This window comes from Desulfovibrio fairfieldensis (assembly GCF_001553605.1).
Taxonomy (GTDB): domain Bacteria; phylum Desulfobacterota; class Desulfovibrionia; order Desulfovibrionales; family Desulfovibrionaceae; genus Desulfovibrio; species Desulfovibrio fairfieldensis.
On the sequence record NZ_CP014229.1, the window covers coordinates 2,927,536 to 2,949,139 of the forward strand.

Consider the following 21,604-nt stretch of genomic DNA (forward strand, 5'->3'; position numbering starts at 1 on the left):
GCCGACCCGCCGTCTCGCATTGCAACGTTATCGAAGCCTTCCAGAGGCTGAGCCTAGGAGCTGTTTCTAAATTAGGGAATTTTTCCTTCCAGCAAGGAAAACGAGTTTTTTACGACGGGAGTATACTCTTCTGGTATTCGACCAGAGTGAAAAGCGACCTTTGACGAAGCTGGAAGGTAAAAGAACCAATTTAGAAACAGCTCCTAGCGCCGGAACACCAGCAGCAGTCCCGCCAGCACCAGGGCAAAGCCCGCCAGACGCCGCCAGCCGAAGGGCGTCACCGGCAGGCCGAACCAGCCGAAATTGTCGATAACCGCCGCCATGACCAGATTGCCGAAAATCATGGCCAGCACGGTAGTCAGCACGCCGATGCGCGGCACGGCGATAATGGTGTTGAGCACCATGACCGCGCCCAGAATGCCGCCGATCCATTGCCAGGGCGGCGTTTCCGTCACGCGGGGCAGCTGGCCCCGGCCGAAGAAGAACACCGCCAGAGCCAGAAAGAGCGTGCCGACCGCAAAAGAAATCAGGCTGCTTTCCAGCACGCCCACCGTGCGGCTCAAGGCCGCGTTGATAGGCGACTGCATGGCGATCATGCAGCCGGCCAGCAGCATCAGCAGAATATACAACATAGCATTTTTCTTGTCCGCATTTGAAACCATTTGCACCGGAGTGCACCGTCACGGGGTGGATTTTCGTGTTATATCAAGGAAAACGAACCCGCTTTGAAGGAGTGTACTCTTTTGGTACTCGACTGAAAAAGCGGGTGAAGTTTGACGCGGAGATAACCGAAAAGACACCCGTGACGACGAGCACTACGGCAGCAGTCCCTCGGGCAGCGCCCCAAATACCGCCTCATAGCGCTCCCGGAACCGGGCCGGGGTATAGATGTGCTCCTGGGTGCCCATCTTTTCCAGGGCGAAGCTGGCGCTCACCGAACCCAGTTTGGCGGCCTCGGGCATGGGCAGGCCGTGGGTCAGGCCCTTGAGCAGGCCCGCGCGGTGGGCGTCGCCCGCGCCCGTGGGGTCCACCACGCCCGTGGGCGGCACCGGCGCAATGCGCACTTCCGTGCCGTCGGCCCCGCGCACCAGCGCGCCTTCCGCCCCCAAGGTGGTCACCAGCCAGAGGGTGCGGCCCAGCAGCTCGTCCTCGCTCTTGCCCGTGGCCTTGCAGATCATATTCAGTTCGTAGTCGTTGGTAATGCAGGCCAGCGAGCCCTCAATGGCCGACAGCAGGTCCGCGCCGGAAAGCACGGGCAGCTGCTGACCGGGATCGTAAATATACGGCACGCCCTTTTCCTTGTAGAAGGCGGGCAGGCGGCGCATGTCCTCCACATTGCCGGGCGAGACGATGGCGATGTCCGTATCCGGGTCCAGATCGGGGAAAGAGTATTGGGCGGGCAGGGTCATGGCGCCGGGGTAGAAGCCGGTGATCTGGTTGCTGTTCATGTCCGTGGTGATGTAGCAGAGCGCGGTGAAAATGTCCGCGTCGCGCCGGATGCCGTCCAGGGGCAGGCCCAGCGTGCTCAGGGCTTCGGCGTAGGGCACGAAGTCGCGCCCGGCGGCGGCCACGATGACCGGTTTTTCGTCGAGCAGGGCCAGGGAATAGGCGATATTGCCCGCGCAACCGCCGCGCCGCTCGTCCATGCCGTCCACCATGAAGCTGACGTTGATCATGTGCAGCTTGTCCATCAGGATGTGATCCTGAAAATTGCCGGGAAAAGTCATGATGCGGTCAAAGGCCAGGGAACCGGAAACATAGATGGACATGGTCGCCTCACTGTTGCGGATATATGCCGCCTCAACCGCTTCGGGGCTGTCGCTCACTTGAGAAACGGTTTAAAGCAGATCAACGTTGAAATGCTCTACCCCACGGACGGCAGGCTGTTTTCCTCAATCCAGCGCAAAAAGGGCTGGTGTCCGGCCTCCAGGGGCAGGGCCACAATACAGGGCACTTCGTAGCTGTGCGCGCGGCGCACAGCCGCGCAAAAATCCTCAAAAGCCGCACGGCTGACCTGGGCCAGCAGCAGGCATTCCCCGGCTTCGCGCACCTCGCCTTGCCAGCGGTAGACCGACCGCGCGCCGGGCAGCACGTTGACGCCCGCCGCCAGCCGGGCTTCCACCAGCATACGGGCCAGGTCCAGGGCTTCCCGCTCATGGGGCACGGTGACGTAAACCAGAAAGGACATGCTTCCTCCGGCGCGCCGGGAAACGGCATGGGGTTCAGTTTACACGGCAATGCCGCGCCGGTCCAGAAGCAGCGGAGAAACGACCCGGCCGGGCGCATCCAGGACCAGCCCTCATTAAAATGCCGCCCGTGTCAGCCTTCAAGATGCGAGGCAATCAGCCGGTACAGGGCGGCCACGTCGATGGGTTTGGCCAGATGGCCGTTCATGCCCGCCGCCACTGCGGCCGCGATGTCCTCGCTAAAGGCATTGGCGGTCATGGCAAGAATGTGGATTGTTTCCGCCTCCGCGTGGTCCGAGGCGCGGATGGCCCGTGTGGCCTCATAGCCGCTCATGACCGGCATCTGCACATCCATAAGAATAAGGGCATAGTGCCCGGGCTCGGAAGAAGTGAATTTTTCCAGAGCCTCCCTGCCGTCCCCGGCGCACTCGACGGCGGCCCCCGTCATTTCCAGGAACTCCTTGGCGACTTCCCGGTTGAACTCATTGTCCTCGACCAGCAGGATCCGCCTTCCGGAAAAGTCATATTCCCGGCGGTTGGGAACGCTCACTTCGGCCTTTGCCGGGGCATGCCGCGTTATGGAAAGAAGCGTGTCGTGCAAGGTGGAGGCGAAAAACGGCTTGTTGATAAAGGCATTGACTCCGGCCTCGCGCGCCTCCCGCTCAATGGGAGACCAGTCATAGGCGCTGATGATAATGATCAGCGTTTCCGGCCCGACTTCCCGGCGGATGCGCCGCGCTGTCTCCACGCCGTCCATGTCGGGCATCTGCCAGTCAATAAGGCAAACGTCGTAATCATCGCCGCATTCACGCGCCCGCAGGATGAGATCCACGGCCTCCTTGCCGGTGAGCACCCATCTGGCGCGCAGACCCATCCGGCCCAGCAACAGCGAGGCATGCTCGCAGGTGCCGGGGTCGTCATCCACCACCAGCACCTTGAGCGGGTCCAGAGCGGATAATTCCCGTGAGGTTTGGCGGCCGCTCAGGCCGAAGGGAAGCTCCACGGTAAATTCCGTGCCCCTGCCCTCCTTGCTTTTTACCGAAATCATGCCGCCCAGCAGGGAAACAAGGTTTTTGGTGATGGCCATGCCGAGCCCCGTGCCGCCGAACTTTGAAGCGGTGGAAGCCGTGGCCTGTTCAAAGGGCATATACAGGCGGCTGATGAATTCCTCGCTCATGCCGATGCCCGTATCGCGGATAATGAAGCGGAACCGGACATTATTACGGTTTTTATGAACTTGCCGGATATCCAGCCGGATGGAGCCGCCCCTGGGCGTGAACTTGACGGCGTTGGAAAGGAGGTTGATCAGAATCTGATTCAGACGCATGGCGTCGCCGTTCAGCTCTTCCTCATCAACTTCAGACAGGGAGACCTCGAAATTCTGTCCCTGTTCCTGGATCTGCGGCTGAATGAGATTCACGATCCCCTGGAGAGACAAGCGAAAATTGAACGGCTCGTGCGCAATGGACAGTCTGCCCCCCTCAATCTTGGACATGTCGAGCACATCGTTGATGAGGCCGAGCAGATGGCGCGAGGACTGGGCGATTTTGCCGAGGCAATCCTCAAGACGGGCCCGGTCATCCAGCCTGCTCATGGCAATGGTGGTCATGCCGATGATGGCGTTCATGGGCGTGCGGATCTCATGGGACATGTGCGAAAGAAAATTGCTTTTGGCGACATTGGCGTTACGCGCGCTTTCAAGGGCGTCGCTCAGTGTCCGCTGATAGCCGATGGCGTCGGTCTGGTCGGCCAAAACCGTAATATAACGCTCCAGCGCGCCGTCCTGGTAAACGGGGTAGACCCGGATTTTGAATTGCCGCCCGTTCTCCGCAAGCGCGACATCCCGTTCCACCGGGCCGCGCAGGCTTCCGTCGCTGAAAACGGCCCGCAGCCAGCCGCCCACATCGGGCGGCAGCAGGGAATATAACGTATTGTTGTCCCGGTACAGTTCGTTCGAGTCCAGGCCGATGATGCGCTTGCTGTTGGAGCTGATGTATTCAAAATTTTCTTTGCTGCGGGCAATGAAAAAAACTTCATCAATATTTTCGGCCAACAGGTTGAAGAGTTTCTCGCGGTACGCTATCTCCTTGTTTTTCTTGCGCTCAAGCCTGTTTGTGAAAGCGATCAGCCAGATGATCAGCCCCCCCATCAGCATGGTAACCAGAATGGAGAAAATTCTTGTCCTGTCCATATCGGCTAGAATCGCCGCGCCCCTGAGGTCGGCGGATTTGCCGAAACGGTCCAGCACGCTGTCCAGCGTGTCCAGATACGGAAGCACCTCACGCTTGTAGTAGGCGTTTACCTCGTCAAACGTTGCGAGCCCGGCGCCGGCAGCCACCTGGACCGCCCGCCTCCGGGACTGCCGGAAATCATGCAATGCCCCTTCCAGAGCGCTCAGATCCTCTTTGTCGCCCAGATAGAGAGTCTTGATCCTTGCCATGGAATCATTCTGCGCCTTCTCCTGCCGGCTCAGTATTTCTTCGAACTTCTCGGGGGCCAGATCAGGCGTGGCGAGCATGGTGGGAAACGTGTTCCGCATCTCATATATGCGGGCTTTCATTTCACGCGCCTCGCGTGAAACCATATATGGATGCTCATAGAGCGTCGCCGTTGACTCTCCCATCCGGTACATGACGACAACCACAAAGGCCACATAACAGGCCGTGATGGCGCAAAGGCCCAGCGTCCGCAGGTTTCTTGAGGACATGGCGCCGTGTTTTCCGCCGGAAACGGCCTCGCCGTTCTTTGGAAAAGGCTCTGTCGCCGCCCTGTCCGGGATTGCAGTGCGAAATTTCATAGGATCATCTCCAAACCGTTCCGCCTGCCGGCCCTTGCGGGTTCATCAGTTGTAAAAATGTCCGGCACGGATTTGCGGGCAAATACCCCGGCGAAGCCGCAAGACAAAAAAAGCGATGCCAGAACACGCCCTGGCCCGCGCCAGCCGGGCGGGCACGGGCGGGACCGTTGCCCTACGCGCGCAGAGCCGCGCAGATTCCGTTGTAGCTGCTTGTAATCTCCGGCATCATTGTGACGGCTTCATCCCAGTTGCCTGTGCGGATGCACTGCTCCTGCCGCAGCACCAGCTTTTGCATGCTTTCGCAGCCCAGGGTGCCGCAGACGCTTTTCAGCGAATGCGCCGCGATGCACGCCGCCTCCCGGTCATCGGCCGCAACGGCCTCCAGCAGTTGGGCATAACTTTTTTCAGTAAGAAATTTTCCCAGATAGCGCTCGAGCATGGGTTCATTACCCATAAAACGCTCCAGAGCGCCGCTCAGATTGATCCCACCCTCTTCCAGCCGTGTTTTCCTGTCCTGATCCATTCCTTCAACCTCATTCCCCGGCATCCGCCGCGCCGGTCAGGTAAAGATTGCGTATCCGGCCTTCAATAGCCTGAAAACACTCCAGAAGCCGAGGATTAAAGACGCCGCACGCCCCGCCGGAAATCATCTCGACCGCCTTGTCGCAACCATAGGCCTCTTTGTACACCCGTTTGCTGACCAGGGCGTCGTAAACGTCGGCAATGGAGACAATCTGCGCCCAGAGGGAAATATCGCCGCCCCTGAGCCCGTCCGGATAGCCGCCCCCGTCCCAGCGCTCATGATGATGCCGGGCGATGTCATAGGCACAGTCAAAAAAGGGAAGCTCACGCATCTGGGGAATTTGCGCCAGAAGGCGGCAGCCCTCGGTGGTGTGCGTCTTCATGATGTCAAATTCTTCGGCGGTAAGCCGCCCGGGCTTATTCAGTATGGCGTCGGGAACGGATATTTTCCCCACGTCATGCATGATGGCGGCCAGGGAAATATGCTCAATCGCATCCTCCGAAAAGCCTTCTCCCAGCGGGGAACGCGTAAGAAAGAGCCTGGTAATGTCGTGAATCCGCCGGACATGCTCGCCGGATTCGCCGCTGCGGAATTCAATGGCCGTGGCCAGGGAGGCTATCATCCCCATGTTCAGCTTGAGGATGCGCTCGGCCTGCCACTGTATTTCAGCCTTTTGCCGGTCGACAGTATCCGCGAAACGCTCACGCGCCACAAAAAGTTCGATGACGGAGTTGACGCGGCGCCGCACGATGTGGGGAGAAACAGGCTTGGGGATGACATCCATCACGCCGAGATCATAGGCCTTCTTGATGACGCGGTCGTCCGTTTCGCCCGTGATGAGAAATACGGGGATCTGGTTGACCACATTTTCTCTGCCGAGTTCCTCCAGCATGGCGAGGCCTCCCATCACAGGCATAACCACATCAAGAAGAACAGCGCAGACTTCCCGCCTGCGCATCCGCAGTTTATCAAGGCCTTCCCTGCCGTTCTCCGCCGTTTCAATGGAATGAGCCGCCGCGAAAATGTTCGCCAGCACCTCGCGGTTCATTTCATCATCGTCGACAATAAGCAGCGTGTTTGGAGCATCCGCCTGACATTTAAATGAATTTTCCATGAATATTTAAAGGGAGTTATACAACATATCACACCGTGTTTTATTCGCCGCAGGATATCGCACCGCTGTTCTTTTCCTTAAAGCCATATATTATTCAATTTCATGCTATGACGATATTTAAACAAAAAATACATATAAATTTTTGATAGATAACCACATCAAACCCATAATCATAGTTAATTACTTTAATTTATCTTATTTTGTTGGCTTCCTGAATATAAACAACTTTTTTTAGATACGGATTTTTTTCGATCCCGGCAAGTGTTCCCAGGCTGTTTCTGCCCGGCGACCGCTCGGCCTCTGTACTTCAGCTCTCAACTAGCCTAAATAAATTTAAATCCCTTCGTCTATATTCATCCAGAGAGAGAGAGAGAGAGAGAGAGAGAGAGAGAGAGAGAGAGAGAGAGAGAGTTACGGACCTGAACGGGACAATCGCGGTATTTTACGTGCTAAAATACATGGATGCTGTACGGAATATCATATCCGCGGCGGCGCTCTGCTTTGCTTTTTTATTGCTCACCCCGGTTCCGCCCGCGCGCCGCGTCTCCGGAGGCCGTTTTCGCGCAGGCCCTGGGCTGAGTATCGCCCGCAAGCTGGCGGAAGCCATGCACGGCAAGGGCACCTGATTCAGCTTCACAGCCCTGTTCGATCCGGGCGGAACGCAGGATACGGCGTCGGAACCGGGTATTCCCGCCGACGCCCCGGTAAGGGGCGCGGCTTTGGCCGACGTGTCTCCGGCCATCCGGGACAAGGCCATCCTGCCGGACCGCCTTGCGGGCCGTTGCCGCCTGTGGCATAGCAGAGGTATGACAAAAGCAGACTCCCGCCCGGCACGGGCGCAAAAAGTCCTGGCCGCCCTGCAGGCCCGCTACCCCAGGCCCGAAACCCACCTCAATTCCCATAACGCCTGGGAACTGCTGGTCGCCACCGTGCTGGCCGCCCAGTGTACCGACGCGCGGGTCAATACCATCACGCCGGAACTCTTCCGGCGCTGGCCAGGCCCGGCGGAGCTGGCCGGGGCCACCCAGGAAGAGCTGGAAGAGGTCATCCGTTCGGCGGGCTTTTACCACAGCAAGGCAAAAAATCTGCTGGGCGCGGCCCGGCGCGTGCGGGACCACTTTGAGTGCCGGGTGCCCCAAGCCCTGGAACATCTGGTGACCCTGCCGGGCGTGGCCCGCAAAACAGCCAATGTGGTCCTGTTCGGCGCGTTCGGCATCAATGAGGGCCTGGCCGTGGACACCCACGTGAAGCGGATCAGCCACCGGCTGGGCCTCACGGACCAGACCGACCCCGTGGCCGTGGAACGGGACCTGATGGCGCTGTTCCCGCAACAGGAGTGGGGCGACGTCAACCACCGCATGGTCTGGTTCGGACGGGATGTCTGCCACGCCCGCAAGCCCCGTTGTGGGGAATGCGAAATGGCCTCCTTCTGTCCCCGCCTGGAGCCGCCCAAGGAAAAAACCGGGCGCAACAGCGCGGGACGGCGCTGAACGCGGCGGAAATTTTGCGGATATTTTCCCACGCGTCTTAAGGAAAGCGTGCGGCCGCCGATAAGGTTCATTGACGCCGTTTCAGCCAAGGACGAGGAATGCCATGACCCAGAACAGCTTGCTCAACGTCAATAATAATGAGCTCGAAATCATAGAATTTCTCATTGATGAAAAGCAGCCCGACGGCAGCGCCTACAGCGGGCACTACGGCATCAATGTCGCCAAAGTGCTGGAGATCATCCGCCTGCCCAGCGTGACCAGCGTGCCCAGCAAGCATGACTCCTCGGTGCTCGGCACCTTCAATTTGCGCGGCAAGGTGCTGCCCATCCTGAATCTGGCGGCCTGGCTCGGCAAGGAAATGGCCAGCGATGAGAACAACAAGGTCATCGTCACCGAATTCAGCGGCGTGCAGGCCGCCTTTCTGGTTTCCTCGGTGACCAGCATCCACCGGATGACCTGGGACCGCATCGAGCCGCCGAACAAATACGTGCAGGCCTACTCGCGCGAGAGCATCACCGGCGTGCTGCGCATCCAGGACCGGGTGCTCTTCATTCTAGATATGGAAAAAATTCTTGCCAGCCTGGACAGCACCCTGGACATGTCCCAGGTGGAGGTGGACACCACTCCCGTGGAAGGCGCGGGCCAGTTCCATCTGCTGGTGGCCGACGACTCCAGCTCCTTGCGGCATATCCTCAAATCCTCGCTGGAAAAATCCGGTTTTCAGGTCACGGTGGTGGGCAGCGGCCGGGAGGCCTGGGACTATCTTTCGGAACTGCGCAACGAGGCCCAATCCAAACAGGTGGAACTCACCGAACTGGTGCATCTGGTCATTTCCGACATTGAAATGCCGGAAATGGACGGCCACGCGCTCACGGCCAAAATCCGCGAGACGCCGGGCACGCAGGATCTGCCGGTAATCCTCTTCTCCTCCCTGATCACCGAAGCCCTGCGCGCCAGAGGCGTCAAAGTGGGCGCGGACAGGCAGGTTTCCAAGCCTGATTTGCCCGGCCTGAACAAGATTATCCGCGAGCTGATCGCCGAAAAGCTGCACAAGTAGTCCACGGCGGCCTGACCCGGCCGCAACGGCACAACATTTTCGGCCCGCGCCTTGGCGCGGGCCTTTGCCTATCTGGCAGCCTTTTTGCATCTCCGCCCGGCATGGATGCCTTCAGTTATAATCCGGCGGCTGCGCTCAGCCTGTTGCTCACCATGATGCGGGTGAGCATCGTCATGTTCATGCTGCCGGTCTTTTCCACCAACAACATCCCCATTCCGGTCAAAGCGGCCGTCACCATTGTCTTTTCGCTGGGCGTATGGCCGCATTTGGCCCTGTCCGGCGCGGTCATGCCCGCCCACCCCTTTGACATGGTTCTGATGTTGTTGGGCGAGGTGGTACTGGGCCTGGTGCTCGGCATGGCCGTCAATTTTTTGTTTATGGGCATCCAGGCGGGCGGCGAGTTGCTGGGTTTTCAGATGGGTTTCACCATGATCAATTTCGCGGACCCGCTCACCGGCAACCAGACCGGCGCCACAGCCTTTTTTCTCTGGATGGTCTCTCTGCTGGCCTTTCTGGCCCTGGACGGGCATCTGTACATGATCAAGGGCTTTGCCGCCTCCTTTGCCCTGGTGCCGCCCGGCGGCCTGTTCATCGGCGAAAATCTGCTCTGGCAGGTGCTGGATCTGGCGGCCCAGGTCTTCGTGCTGGCGCTGAAAATCGCCGCGCCGGTCATGGTGGCCCTGTTCATGGTGGAAGTGGCCCTGGCCCTGGTGGCCCGCACCTCGCCGCAGATTCACATCATGGAATTCGGCTTTCCCATCAAGATCGGCGTGGGTTTTTTCTTTGTGGGTCTGCTGCTGGTTGTCATGGCCGACCATGTGGAGCACTTCATCAACGGCATGGACGGGCTGTTCACCCATCTGCTGCGGGCCATGAGCCCCTTCTATCAGTAAACGGTTCCGAACAGAGATCAGCAAAGGCGATATCCTACAATTTTTTACTGTCAATCAAATTATTTATTTGCCTCGCTGAAAGTAGAGAAGTATACTCTTTCGGAGATATTGCGATAGCTTCATTTTTACGATTTTCAAATGCCGCCATGCGCTATGTGGCCAGCTAAAAACAAAATATCGGCTCATCCGTGAAATATGAAGCTCTTACCTTTTGCAGTAAAATATGCTGCGGTTATTGAATGTTATGCTGTGTACGCGCTGCACGGCTGTTTAATTTTGTATGCTGTCAACGGAGTCAGGGGGTGCCGGCATGATGAGCCAACACGGAAACGAACGGGAGCAGTTGCTGAATGCCTTCGGCGAGTTTGTTTATGTAGCTGATATTCATACCTATGAACTGTTGTATATGAATGAACGCTGCCTCAATTTTCTCAATCTCAGCCCTGAAAATTACAAGCATAAAAAATGTTATGAAATCATACAGGGCGTTGACGCGCCCTGCCCCTTCTGTACAAATAAATATCTCAGCTATGATCAAGTGTACATGTGGGAATACAAAAACCCCTATCTTGGTCGGCATTTTTCCATCCATAATAAACTGATTGACTGGCATGGCCACAAATCACGTATTGAACTTTCTTTCGATATCACGGATTTCAAAAACAAAGTACAGACACTTGAAAATAAAATAGAATCCATACTTGAAAGCATACCGGGCGGCATCTGTCAGCTGGCCGACGACGGCCAGATGACCATCCTCTGGAATAATGAAACCTTCCTCAGGATTATCGGCTATACGCAGGAGCAGTTCGAAACGGAACTGAACGGCACGGCGGACTATATTCTTCCGCAGGACATGGCGATGGTGGCCGCCGCTCTGGAAAAAACGAAGCGGACGCATCAGACCCAGCTTCTTGAAATGCGCATCCGGCGGCGCGACGGAGAAGTCCGCACCCTGCTGGCCACCATCGGCTACAGCCACCCCTCGGAGAACGCGTCCCATCCCGCCTATTACAGCGTCATCATCGACATTACCGAATACAAACGCCTGCTGGAACGGAACGAGCGGGAAGTCAAGGATGCCCTGTTGACCAGAGCGCAGGCGGCCAGCGAGTCCAAAAGCCGCTTTCTGTCCCGCATGTCGCATGAACTGCGCACGCCGCTGAACGCCGTCATCGGCATGAACCGCCTTGCCATCCACAGGCAGGACGACGCAAAGGAATTGCAAAACTGCCATGCGAAAATAGAAGCCGCCGCCCGGTACCTGCTCTCGCTCATCAACGACGTGCTGGACTTTTCCCGCATTGAAAACGGCAAACTGCAACTCGCCATCCAACCCTTTTCGCTCCCGGCTTTTCTCTACGACCTTTACGACCTGTTCTCCGGCGAGGCGGAACAGAGACTGCTGGACTTCACCCTGCGCGTGGAGCCCTTTGAGGAAGAGCATTTCAACGGCGACGCGCTTCACCTGAAGCAAATTTTCGTGAATCTTCTGTCCAATGCCTTCAAGTTCACCGAAAAGCATGGGCGCGTCACCCTGGCGGTACGCGAGCTGACACGCAGGGGCCGGACAAGCGTGCTGGAATTTACCGTTTCAGATACCGGCATCGGCATCTCCCCTGACGGCCTGACGAGGATTTTCAACATTTTTGAGCAGGAAACCACCGAGATCGTCAACCAATACGGCGGATCAGGATTGGGGCTTTCCATCAGCAAGTCCCTTGTGGAACTGATGGACGGCACCATCAGCGTGCGCAGCAAAAAAGGCCGGGGAAGCGCCTTCACCATTGTCCTGCCGCTTGGCGCCGTGGCCGCACCGCCGTCATCCGCCGTGGCGGAAGACACTTTTTCAGGTGTGCTGGTGGTTGACAACAGGGAAGATGGGGAGACGGCGACGCGCATCCTGAACGCCGCGGGCATCAAAACGGTTTTCGCCTCCGGCGCTTCCGAGGCCATTCGGCGCCTGGAGGCCTCGGCGGCGGGCGGCGAGCCCCTTGGCACCGTGTTGCTGGCTGCCGCCCTGCCCGGCGCGGACACGGTCAGGCGGCATCTTCGCAGCCGGCCGGAGTTGGCAGGCGTCCGGCTGGCGCTGACAGGCGGCCGGCTTCCCGATCCGGAAGCAATGGCTGACGACGGGCCCGGTTTTATCCGCAAACCCTTTTTTCGCTCGCTCCTCCTGGACGGCCTGCGGGAACTTCACGGAAACGCCCCCAAAGAAAGGCCACAGGAAGACCTCTTTGATTTTACGGGGAAAAACCTTCTTCTGGTTGAGGACAATGAACTCAACATGGAGGTCGCCCGCGAGCAGCTCAGGGGCTGCGGGTTCAGCGTCGAAGCGGCCTGCAACGGAAAAGAAGCGGTGGAACGCTTCGCGGCCAGCCCGCCGCATCACTTCGACGTCATCCTCATGGATGTTCTCATGCCGGTCATGGACGGCCTGACGGCGACCAGGAAGATCCGTGATCTGCGCCGTGACGATGCGCGCACCGTGCCCATCGTCGCCCTCTCCGCCAACGCCTTTGAGGAGGACCGCCAGAAATCCCTGGCCAGCGGCATGAACGCCCACGCCAGCAAACCTCTGGAAATCGACGCCTTGTGCGCACTGCTCAGGACGTATTTCAAGGCATGAGTCCCGATTCGCGCGGAAACGCTCCCTCCCAGGCCGGAGCGGCGTAAGGTTTAAGCAAGCCCGCTCCCGGCGGTGTCCTGACAAGGCCGGGCATGGCCTTTGCCGCATTGCAAAGCGAAAATTGCCCTCACGGTATTTCAATACAGCTTCGCCCAATTTCCGTCTTGCGCCTTGCCGCCCGCAAAATGCGGTTTTTCTCGGACGGCATTTTCATGAGATCTGGCCCTGGCATGGAGACGCGTCAAGATGGATCTACTCTCAAAATGAGCTCGCTTTGGAATTGCACCTGACGGTTACACAGCACGGCCCGGAACAGATCCATCTGTTCCGGGCCGTGCCGCCATGATACGGAAAAGGGATTCGGAGGGGGCAGGCCCCTCCGAATCCCTTTTCCGTCCTCAGGACATAAAAACGTAGGACAGCCTATCCGGCGGCCCGCTCCAGCCTCGCCAGCGTCTCCTCCCGGCCCAGAAATGCCATGATCTCGTTGAGATGCGAACCGCCCATGAAGCCCATGAGCGCCGTGCGCAGAGGCGGGGCCACTTCCTTGAACTTCAGGCCGTTGTCCGCCACATAGGCGTTGAGCGCGGCTTCCAGGACTTCGGCGCTGAAGGGATCGCAGGCCTTGAAGACGACGGCCAGGGCGCGCAGATGGGCCTTGCCCGCGTCCGTGAAATGCTTGTTGGCATCCTTTTCCGCATAGACCAGCTCGGCGGCGGGTACGAGCAGGGGGCGGAAGCTCTCGGCCAGGGCCTTGAGGTTGTTGGCCCGCTCGCGGAACATCACGCACAGAGGTTCCAGGCGCTCTCTGGGCAGATCGCCCAGACCGGCCTCCCGCACAAAGGGCTCCACCAGTGCGGCCAACTGGTCCAGGGGCAGTTCGCGCATGAAGTGGGCGTTGCACCATTCCAGTTTGGCCGGGTCAAAGGCCGCTGCCGCCGGATTGAGGTTGCTGCCGTCGAAATACCGCACCAGCTCGTCCAGGCTGAACAGCTCCTGATTGCCGTGGGACCAGCCCAGGCGCACCAGATAACTGACCAGGGCCTGGGGCAGCAGGCCGTCCTTCTGGTACTCAATGACCGCCCGCGCGCCGTGGCGCTTGGAAAGCTTCTGGCGGTCGGGGCCCAGAATCATGGGCACATGGCCGAAGCGGGGCACGGGCAGGCCCAGCGCCTCATAAATCAGAATCTGGCGCGGGGTGTTGGACACATGGTCGTCGCCCCGGATCACGTGGGTGATGCCCATTTCATGGTCGTCCACCACCACGGCCATATTGTAAGTGGGCATGCCGTCGGCGCGGCGGATGACCATGTCGTCCAGCTCGCCCACATCCACCGCGATCTTGCCCTTGACCATGTCGTCAAAGACCACCTTGCCCGTGAGCGGGGTTTTGAGGCGCACGCAACGCCCCTCGCCGGGGCCCAGGTCACGCGTGCGGCAGTGGCCGTTATAGCGCGGTTTGAGGCCGTTTTGGCGGGCCTCCTCGCGCATGGCCTCCACCTCTTCAGGCGTGCAGGAACACCAGTAGGCGTGGCCTGTTTCCAGCAGCTTGTCCACATAGCTGTTGTACAGGTCCGTGCGCCGGGTCTGATAGGTGAGCCCGCCGTCCCAGTCCAGGCCCAGCCAGCGCATGGAGGCCAGGATGGAATCCGTGTATTCCTGCTTGGAGCGCAGCAGATCCGTGTCTTCAATGCGCAGATGGAAGCGGCCGCCGTAATGGCGGGCCAGAAGCCAGCAGAAAATGGCGGTGCGCGCGCCGCCGATGTGCAGATGCCCGGTGGGGCTGGGCGCAAAACGGGTAACAACGTCTGACATGGTGTGACTTTCCTTGAAGAGTGAAGTGTCTGCCGGACTTACGCGCTCACGCGCGGCCCTGTCAAGAAGCGGCCAGGGGGCGCTCAGTCCGGCCGGGCCTTGGGCCGCCGCCGGGCATAGCTTTTGAGCATGCGGGTCAGCTCGTTCACATTCACGGGTTTGGTCAGATGCCCGTCCATCCCCGCGGCCAGGCTGCGCTCGGCGTCGCCGCGCATGGCATAGGCCGTCATGGCGATGATCGGCGTTTCCACCGCGCCGGGCAGGCCGCCGGCGCGGATCTCGCGGGTGGCCGTATAGCCGTCCATGACCGGCATCTGTACATCCATGAGGATGAGGTCGATGTCCTCGTGCCGGGCGCGCCAGATATCCAGAGCTTCCCGCCCGTTGACCGCCGGAATGCAGACCGCCCCCATGCCGTCCAGCAGGGCTTCCATGATTTCGCGGTTGATGTCGCCGTCCTCTGCCACCAGCACGCGCAAGCCCTTGAGGCAGTTCAGATCCTCGGGGCCGTCGGCGGCGTCGGCGGGCAGGTCCGCGCCCGCGGCCAGCCGGAACGGCAGCTCCACCCGAAATACGCTCCCCTTGCCTTCCTCGCTCTCCACGGAAATGCCGCCGCCCATCAGCGCGGTGAGGCGGCGGCAGAGGGCCAGGCCCAGGCCCGTGCCTCCGAAACGACGGGTGATGGAGGTGTCCGCCTGGGAAAAAGGCTTGAAAATGCGGGCCTGATCCTCAGGGCTCATGCCGATGCCCTCGTCGCTGACGCTGCAGCGCAGGCGCACCGTATCCGTAGTGCGGCCCACCAGTTCCAGATCAATGCGGACCGTGCCGTGCTCGGAAAATTTCACCGCGTTGCTGCCCAGATTGAGCAGTATCTGGCGCAGGCGCAGGGCGTCGCCCGAAAGGACGGTGGGGATGTCCGGATCAATGACGGTTTCCAGGCCGAGCTTTTTGGCCTGGGCCTTGGGCTGGAGCAAGGTCAGCACGGCCTCGATTTCATGCGCGGGCTGGAAGGGGAGATTTTCCAGCTCCATGTGGTTGGCCTCAATTTTGGAAAAATCCAGCAGGTCGTTGATGATGTCCAGCAGGGACACGCAGGTGCCGTGGATTTTCTCGATGTAGTCCCGCTGCTGCGTCGTGAGGTCGGTGTTCAGGGCCAGATAGGCCATGCCCATGATGCCGTTCATGGGCGTGCGGATTTCGTGGCTCATATTGGCCAGGAAAATGCTTTTGGCGGCATTGGCCGCCTCTGCCTCGTCCTTGGCCTCGCGCAGCATGCGCTCGTGCAGGCGGCGTTCCGTGACGTCGTCGGTATAGCCCGCGATGCGGCGATTCTCGCCGGAACCCATGACCTCATAGGCCAGTTTGAGCCAGCGCTGGCCCAGCCGGGGATGCAGCACGCGCACCTCGGTATGTTCGTGCCGCCCCACCACCCAATCCTCAGGATGCCGCAGAGCCCGCCAGGCCTCGCGGTCCTCGGGCACAAGGCGCGCTTCCACCGCGTCCACGCGCTCTTCATCGCCAAGGCCTTCAGGCAAGCCCAACTGGCCGAAAAAAATATCGTTGCCCGTGAGTTCCAGATCCCCTTCGCCGTGCCGCAGTTCAAACACGCCGAGCTGCCCCAGGCGGCAGGCCAGAGAAAGCCGCGCCAGGCTCTCCCGCAGGGACTGGTGCATGGCCTGAATCTCACTGACATCCTGATGGTAGCCGGTGATGCGCACCAAGGGGTCGTCGTCCGCGGAAATGCGGCGGCCGCCGCAACGCACGAAAATCACGCCCCACTTGGGATGATGGTAGGGATAGCGCACTTCGTGCAGCTGGGTGTCGGCCAGAAACTGGTCCACCACGTCATTGACGTCGTCGTCGCACTTCTTGTCCACCCGACCGCGCCAGAAGGCGAAACACTCCTCCGGCGCGGGATGCTCTTCCAGCCCCAGCAGGCGCAGCATAGGCGCGCTGGCCAGCATGGAGCAACAGCCGTTGCGGGTGTCGATCATGATCACCCAGAGGCCGGTATTGGCGGCATCCATGGCCTCCTGCATCCAGGACTGTTCTTTGAGCAGGTTACGCCAGGCAAGATCTTGGCTCATGGAAACTCCGGAAAAATGAACGTATCCGTTTTTACCTTTTTTAACAGTGCAAGGCAATGCGGGGACGCCGCAGGCTTGCGCCCCACGCCCCCTGATGCTATTTTTCCGCTTCCGTAACGCGCGGATCATGCGCCGGAACACAGCAGCGGAGAACAGCCATGACACAGCCCACAGTGGTCATTAAATACGGCGGTCACGCCATGGACAAGCCGGAGTTGAGCGAAGCCTTCGCCACGGATCTGGCCCATCTTGCCGGACAGGGCATGCGCCTTGTGGTGGTGCACGGGGGCGGGCCGCAGATCAGCGCCCTGCTCGCACGCCTGCGGGTTGAAAGCCGCTTTGTGGACGGCCTGCGCGTGACGGACGAAGCCACCATGCAGGCCGTGGAAATGGTGCTCTGCGGCCAGGTCAACAAGGCGGTGGTCAGCGGCTTCTCGCGGCACGGCGTGCGCGCGGCGGGCATTTCAGGCCGCGACGGCAACCTGCTGCGGGCGCGGCGCAAGAACCCGGCCCTGGGCCTGGTGGGCGAGGTCACGGAAGTGGACCCGGCCCTGCCCCGCTGCCTGCTGGACGCCGGTTTTCTGCCGGTGGTGGCGCCCGTGGCCTCGGGCCCGGACGGCGAAGCCCTGAACATCAATGCCGACACGGCGGCGGGCGCGCTGGCCGGGGCCCTGGCGGCCGAGTATTTTGTGCTGATTTCCGATGTGCCGGGCGTGCTGAACGCCGACGGCAGGCTGATTCCCGGCCTGAACCGGGCGGAAATCGCCCGCCTGAAAGAGGACGGCGTGATCAGCGGCGGCATGATCCCCAAGGTGGAAGCCTGCCTGAACGCGCTGGACGCGGGCTGCTCGCGTGCGTTGATTCTGGACGGCCGCGCCCAATCCAGTCTGCGGCGCTATCTCCTGGATGACGCGCCGCTGGGCACTGTTGTCGTGAGTTGAGGAATACGCCGGATCAGACCGGCGACTTCAAACGCAAAATTCCCCGAGGGATGCCGCACAAACGGTGAACAGCAGCAACCCCCGGGGAATTTTTGCATTGAAAATATGCACCCGGCAAACGCGAGAGAGCAACATCCACGGCTTTGACGTGTTGCGGATGAGGACCGCAGCGATGACAAAGCCAACGGACAACGGAACGTAGTGTCAATAAGGCCCTAGAACTTTTCCGGCTTCCGGTGGTGAACCCACCAGCCCTTGTCCACCTGGCCGTACCACCAGCGGTTGGGGTCCGTGCGCAGAACGGCCTCGGCCAGCTCGCGGGCCAAGGGCGTGCGCAAGCGCTTGAGCGCGCTGTCCAGCCATTCCTCGGCAAAGGCGTTGCCCTTGCTCAATTCCACATGCAGATTGCAGATCAGGTCCAACTGATCCGCGTCGTGGGCCAGCTCGGCTTCCAGGCTCCGCCCGTCAGCCAGTTCGTCCCAGAAACCGAGGATATCTTCCGCCAAGCCGGTGCCTTGCGTGGCGTCCTCCAGGGCCTCCCGCGCGCGGCACTGGTTATAGCGGTGATTGACGTAGTTGAAATCGCCGGTGCGGGCCTCGTGCAGATCGTGAAACAGGCAGAGAAAGGTCACCCGCGCCGGGTCCGCCCCGGCCAGACGCGCCAGGGCGTAGCCCAGCACGCTGACCCGATAGGAATGCTCGGCCACATTCTCCTTGCCCGAGCCCAGAAAGGCGTAGCCGCTGCGCGGCGTGTGCCGCAGCATGCCCACCTCGTTGCAGAAGTCCGCCAGCCGTCCGAGCTGTTCCGCGGAAAGTTGCTTCGATGTCGTCGTCATATGGCCTCATAGTCCCCCATCCGGAGGGGGCGGTCCCCCGACAGATGGATTTTGTTCTCCGGCAGGGAAAAGGCCGGGCGCGGGACAGGGATAGTACTCTTACGGTACAGACCTGGGCCGCGCCCGACCTTTGACGCGGTCCAGTGGGCAAAAGGCGCTGTCGCGGGACCGCCCCTACTCCAGGCCATACTTCCGCAGCTTGTTGTGCAGGGTAGCCCGCGTAATGCCCAACCGCCGGGAAGCCTCGCTCTTGTTGTCGCCGGTCTGGCGCAGCGTTTCCTCAATAGCCCGGCGCTCCACCATGTCCAGAGACAGTCCGGCCAGGGAGACATCCCCTTCGGGCACAAGCGCCGCTTCCGCCAAGGGCGAGGCATCAATGACATTGGCGGGCAGTTCGCGGCCCGTGATCAGATCGCCGTTGCAGAGAATCACGGCCCGCTCCACGGCATTTTCCAGCTCGCGGACATTGCCGGGCCAGGGATAACGCAACATGCTGTCCAGGGCCTGGGGCGCGAATCCCTTAATGCTCTTGCGATTGCGCCCGGCAAAGCGCTGGAGGAAATGCGCGGCCAGCAGAGGAATGTCTTCGCCGCGCTGGCGCAGGGGCGGCACGTCGATGCTGATGACATTGAGCCGGAAATAAAGATCCTCGCGGAAGCGCTTTTGCGCCGCCTCAAGGCGCAGGTCGCGATTGGTGGCGGCCAGCACGCGCACATTCACGGTGATGGGCGAGTCCGAACCCACCCGCTGCACTTCGCCCTGTTGCAGGGCGCGCAACAATTTGGCCTGGAGCTGCATGGGCATCTCGCCGATTTCGTCCAGAAACAGCGTGCCGCCGTTAGCCTGGACAAAACGGCCCTCGCGGCGGCGTTCCGCGCCGGTGAACGAACCCTTTTCATGGCCGAAGAGCTCGGATTCCAGCAGGTTTTCCGCCAAGGCCGCGCAGTTCACAGTGACCAGAGGCTTGTCCGCGCGGGCGCTGCCCTCATGCAGGGCGCGGGCCACCAGCTCCTTGCCGGTGCCCGATTCGCCGGTGATCAGCACGGTGGCTTCAGTGGGGGCCACGGTACTGATGATCTGAAGCATGTCCTTGACTACCTGGCTACGGCCCAGAATGCCCGGGCGGGTCGCGGCGTCGGTGAGCTGGCGGCGCAGTTCACGGTTTTCCACGCTCAGGCGGGAATGTTCGATGGCCTTTTCCAGCGTGTGCTTGAGGGCCTCGAAATCCAGGGGCTTGACCAGATAATCATACGCGCCCAAGCGCAGGGCCTCCACGGCGGTTTCCACCGAGGAATAGGCCGTCATCAGCACCACCGGCAGCGCCGGATTATATTCCAGAATGCCCTTGAGCGCGTGGATGCCGTCCATGCGCGCCATACGCACATCGGTCAGCACCGCGTCAAAGGCCTTTTCCCGCACCCGGTCCACGGCTTCGTCGCCGTCGGTAGCCTCATCCACCGTATAGCCCCAGGACCTCAGCATGGTTTTGAGCATGCCGCGGTGGGCATCGTCGTCATCGACCACTAAAATGTCGGCATTCACCCTTACCCCTCCTTGCCGTATATACGGATACACGCCGGGGACACGGGCCGGGCGACCGGCCCCGCCGCCCGTGCCGGCGTTCCACCGGATTATTCTCATTTTCGGGATTGCCGCAAGGCCTAGTTTTTCCGCCCCTTGCCGCGATAGCGCAGCTCGGGAAATTCCTCAGGCGCTTTGGGCGCCAGGGGCAGCCAGAGGCGAAAAATGGTTTCCCCATGGCCGTCTTCACCGGCGAGATGCGAATAGACGCTGATTTCGCCGTTATGCGCCGCCACGATCTTGTGCACCATGGCCAGCCCCAAACCCGTGCCCTGGCCTTTGGTCGTGAAATAGGGATCAAAAATATGAGCCCTGGCGGCGGGATCAATGCCCTTGCCCGTATCCCGCACCATCAGGCAGACCCGCCGTTTGGCCTTGGCGATGACCAGGGTCATGCGCCCACCGTCGGGCATGGCGTCCAGAGCATTGAGACAAAGATTGAGCAGGGCCTGGCCCATGCGCTCCGAATCCACCAGCACGTTGGGCACGCGCCGGGAGGTGCGATATTCCAGCCTGACGTTGCGTTGCTCCGCGTCCTGGCGGATCAGACGCATGACGTGCGCCACCACATTCTCCAGGCAGACCGGGCGCGGGCGCACGTCGCTGGGCCGGGAAAGGCCGATCAGATCCGTAATCACCCGGTTCAGGCGGTCCACCTCGCGCACCATGACGGCGGCGGCCTCGCGGTCGTCGCTGCCCTCGGGGAAGCGCTGGCCGAAATAGGTGGCATAGCCCTTGATGGAACTCAAAGGATTGCGGATCTCATGCGCCACGCCCGCCGCCAGATTGCCCACAGCGGCCAGTTTTTCCTTGCGGCGCACCTCTTCCTCCAGACGGCGCACTTCGCCTTCGGCCTTGCGCTGCCGCTGACGCGACTCGCGGGCGCGCTGGGCATAATACAGGGCCAGCAGGCAGAGCAGCCCCACCAGCAGCGTCACCGCAGCCAGCATGGCCACATAGTCCCGGTTCTGGCTGCGGGTGATCTCAAAGGGCGAGACATCCAGGCCCAGAAAAATGATCGGCATGGGAAAACCCTTGGGGATGTCGCGCAGGCCCGGCGTGAAGTAACGGTAGACCACGAAGACCCGTTGCCCCTCTATTCTCATGATGCCCCATTGCGCCGCCGCGCCCGGGGCCAGCTCGCGCATGCGCCTGTCATCCAGTTCCCGGCCCTCAAGCTGGAGAATCTCGCCCAGGCGCACCCGTTTGCTGTGGGCCACGATAGTGCCGTCGGGCATGGTCACGGCCACGAACATAATATCCGGGCTGGCCGCCATTTCCTCCAGCAGAACCTGCAGGCGCACCCCGGCCTCGCTGCGCATGCCCGAACGCAGAATGCTTTCAAAAGCCATGATCAGCGAAGAGCCTTTTTCCGCCAGCAAACGGGCCATGGCGGCTTCACTGCGCTCAATGGAGATAAAGGCCAGCAGCCCCACCATCAGGGCCAGCACCACGGCCGCGCCCCCCAGTACCAGGCCCAGGGGCGTGCGGGAAGCCCCCACGCGCATGGCCAGAGCGCGGGGAGGCGCATCGGGAGCCGGGGCGTCGCCTCCGCCGGACACACCAACCGCGCCGGGCGCTTCCGGTTCGGACCGGACATCGTCTTGCTCAGCATTCATATTTCGACTATAGCCGTCCCGCCCGCGACTGTCATC

At 60.7% G+C, this 21,604-nt stretch carries 16 protein-coding genes; 5 read left to right on the forward strand and 11 right to left on the reverse strand.

Annotated elements, in window-relative coordinates; genetic code table 11:
• Window positions 1–203: 203 nt before the first annotated feature.
• The 6 genes from AXF13_RS12360 to AXF13_RS12385 form a co-directional block, all read right to left on the reverse strand.
• A complete protein-coding gene (locus AXF13_RS12360) occupies window positions 204–632 on the reverse strand; it encodes a DMT family transporter (protein ID WP_062253663.1) in 429 nt (142 codons plus the stop codon).
• Window positions 633–815: 183 nt separating this feature from the next.
• Window positions 816–1,769 (reverse strand): carbohydrate kinase family protein, encoded by a 954-nt coding sequence (locus AXF13_RS12365; protein ID WP_062253665.1) that lies wholly within the window; start codon window positions 1,767–1,769, stop codon window positions 816–818.
• A gap of 95 nt (window positions 1,770–1,864) precedes the next feature.
• Entirely contained in the window at window positions 1,865–2,188 is a 324-nt protein-coding gene (gene cutA, locus AXF13_RS12370; RefSeq protein ID WP_062253667.1) for a divalent-cation tolerance protein CutA, read from the reverse strand.
• A 131-nt stretch (window positions 2,189–2,319) separates the two neighbouring features.
• Window positions 2,320–4,893, reverse strand: a complete 2,574-nt coding sequence (locus AXF13_RS12375; RefSeq protein WP_223299920.1) for a response regulator — start codon at window positions 4,891–4,893, stop codon at window positions 2,320–2,322.
• A gap of 262 nt (window positions 4,894–5,155) precedes the next feature.
• Entirely contained in the window at window positions 5,156–5,506 is a 351-nt protein-coding gene (locus AXF13_RS12380; RefSeq protein WP_062254892.1) for an Hpt domain-containing protein, read from the reverse strand.
• A 10-nt stretch (window positions 5,507–5,516) separates the two neighbouring features.
• Complete coding sequence (locus AXF13_RS12385; RefSeq protein ID WP_236887145.1) at window positions 5,517–6,554, reverse strand: HD domain-containing phosphohydrolase; 1,038 nt, start codon at window positions 6,552–6,554, stop codon at window positions 5,517–5,519.
• Window positions 6,555–7,426: 872 nt separating this feature from the next.
• On the opposite strand from AXF13_RS12385, the gene nth reads away from it, so the two are divergent.
• The 4 genes from nth (at window position 7,427) to AXF13_RS12405 (ending at window position 12,689) form a co-directional block, all read left to right on the forward strand.
• A complete protein-coding gene (gene nth / locus AXF13_RS12390; protein WP_062254894.1) occupies window positions 7,427–8,110 on the forward strand; it encodes an endonuclease III in 684 nt (227 codons plus the stop codon).
• 103 nt (window positions 8,111–8,213) lie between these two features.
• Window positions 8,214–9,167 carry a chemotaxis protein gene (locus AXF13_RS12395; RefSeq protein ID WP_062253673.1) on the forward strand — a complete coding sequence of 318 codons (954 nt, stop codon included), beginning with the start codon at window positions 8,214–8,216 and terminating at the stop codon, window positions 9,165–9,167.
• A 101-nt stretch (window positions 9,168–9,268) separates the two neighbouring features.
• Complete coding sequence (gene fliR / locus AXF13_RS12400) at window positions 9,269–10,060, forward strand: flagellar biosynthetic protein FliR (RefSeq protein ID WP_062253675.1); 792 nt, start codon at window positions 9,269–9,271, stop codon at window positions 10,058–10,060.
• Between the two features lie 313 nt (window positions 10,061–10,373).
• Window positions 10,374–12,689, forward strand: coding sequence for an ATP-binding protein (locus tag AXF13_RS12405; protein ID WP_190276354.1), 2,316 nt, complete (start codon window positions 10,374–10,376; stop codon window positions 12,687–12,689).
• Window positions 12,690–13,112: 423 nt separating this feature from the next.
• On the opposite strand, the gene gltX is transcribed toward AXF13_RS12405, so the two are convergent.
• Together gltX and AXF13_RS12415 are read right to left on the reverse strand one after the other, a co-directional pair.
• A complete protein-coding gene (gltX, locus tag AXF13_RS12410) occupies window positions 13,113–14,504 on the reverse strand; it encodes a glutamate--tRNA ligase (protein ID WP_062253679.1) in 1,392 nt (463 codons plus the stop codon).
• An 83-nt stretch (window positions 14,505–14,587) separates the two neighbouring features.
• Window positions 14,588–16,591, reverse strand: coding sequence for an ATP-binding protein (locus AXF13_RS12415; RefSeq protein WP_062253682.1), 2,004 nt, complete (start codon window positions 16,589–16,591; stop codon window positions 14,588–14,590).
• 158 nt (window positions 16,592–16,749) lie between these two features.
• Here AXF13_RS12415 and argB point away from each other — a divergent pair, with 158 nt between their 5' ends.
• Complete coding sequence (gene argB / locus AXF13_RS12420; protein WP_062253684.1) at window positions 16,750–17,532, forward strand: acetylglutamate kinase; 783 nt, start codon at window positions 16,750–16,752, stop codon at window positions 17,530–17,532.
• A gap of 215 nt (window positions 17,533–17,747) precedes the next feature.
• Here argB and AXF13_RS12425 read toward each other — a convergent pair whose 3' ends face one another.
• From AXF13_RS12425 to zraS, 3 genes are all read right to left on the reverse strand, one after another.
• On the reverse strand, window positions 17,748–18,368 hold the full coding sequence (locus tag AXF13_RS12425; RefSeq protein WP_062253686.1) for an HD domain-containing protein: 621 nt from the start codon (window positions 18,366–18,368) through the stop codon (window positions 17,748–17,750).
• Window positions 18,369–18,542: 174 nt separating this feature from the next.
• Complete coding sequence (locus tag AXF13_RS12430) at window positions 18,543–19,910, reverse strand: sigma-54-dependent transcriptional regulator (protein WP_083522093.1); 1,368 nt, start codon at window positions 19,908–19,910, stop codon at window positions 18,543–18,545.
• Window positions 19,911–20,029: 119 nt separating this feature from the next.
• Window positions 20,030–21,568: a two-component system sensor histidine kinase ZraS gene (zraS, locus tag AXF13_RS12435; RefSeq protein ID WP_062253688.1), complete on the reverse strand. Its 1,539-nt coding sequence runs from the start codon at window positions 21,566–21,568 to the stop codon at window positions 20,030–20,032.
• Window positions 21,569–21,604 lie beyond the last annotated feature (36 nt).

Coding starts and splice junctions, on each gene's coding strand:
- fliR (WP_062253675.1), top strand. CDS start 9,269: ATGGATGCCTTCAGTTATAATCCGGCGGCTGCGCTCAGCCTGTTGCTC.
- AXF13_RS12405 (WP_190276354.1), top strand. CDS start 10,374: ATGAGCCAACACGGAAACGAACGGGAGCAGTTGCTGAATGCCTTCGGC.
- AXF13_RS12365 (WP_062253665.1), bottom strand. CDS start 1,769: ATGTCCATCTATGTTTCCGGTTCCCTGGCCTTTGACCGCATCATGACT.
- AXF13_RS12415 (WP_062253682.1), bottom strand. CDS start 16,591: ATGAGCCAAGATCTTGCCTGGCGTAACCTGCTCAAAGAACAGTCCTGG.
- zraS (WP_062253688.1), bottom strand. CDS start 21,568: ATGAATGCTGAGCAAGACGATGTCCGGTCCGAACCGGAAGCGCCCGGC.
- AXF13_RS12395 (WP_062253673.1), top strand. CDS start 8,214: ATGACCCAGAACAGCTTGCTCAACGTCAATAATAATGAGCTCGAAATC.
- nth (WP_062254894.1), top strand. CDS start 7,427: ATGACAAAAGCAGACTCCCGCCCGGCACGGGCGCAAAAAGTCCTGGCC.
- gltX (WP_062253679.1), bottom strand. CDS start 14,504: ATGTCAGACGTTGTTACCCGTTTTGCGCCCAGCCCCACCGGGCATCTG.
- AXF13_RS12375 (WP_223299920.1), bottom strand. CDS start 4,893: ATGTCCTCAAGAAACCTGCGGACGCTGGGCCTTTGCGCCATCACGGCC.
- argB (WP_062253684.1), top strand. CDS start 16,750: ATGACACAGCCCACAGTGGTCATTAAATACGGCGGTCACGCCATGGAC.
- AXF13_RS12385 (WP_236887145.1), bottom strand. CDS start 6,554: ATGAACCGCGAGGTGCTGGCGAACATTTTCGCGGCGGCTCATTCCATT.
- AXF13_RS12380 (WP_062254892.1), bottom strand. CDS start 5,506: ATGGATCAGGACAGGAAAACACGGCTGGAAGAGGGTGGGATCAATCTG.
- AXF13_RS12360 (WP_062253663.1), bottom strand. CDS start 632: ATGTTGTATATTCTGCTGATGCTGCTGGCCGGCTGCATGATCGCCATG.
- cutA (WP_062253667.1), bottom strand. CDS start 2,188: ATGTCCTTTCTGGTTTACGTCACCGTGCCCCATGAGCGGGAAGCCCTG.
- AXF13_RS12425 (WP_062253686.1), bottom strand. CDS start 18,368: ATGACGACGACATCGAAGCAACTTTCCGCGGAACAGCTCGGACGGCTG.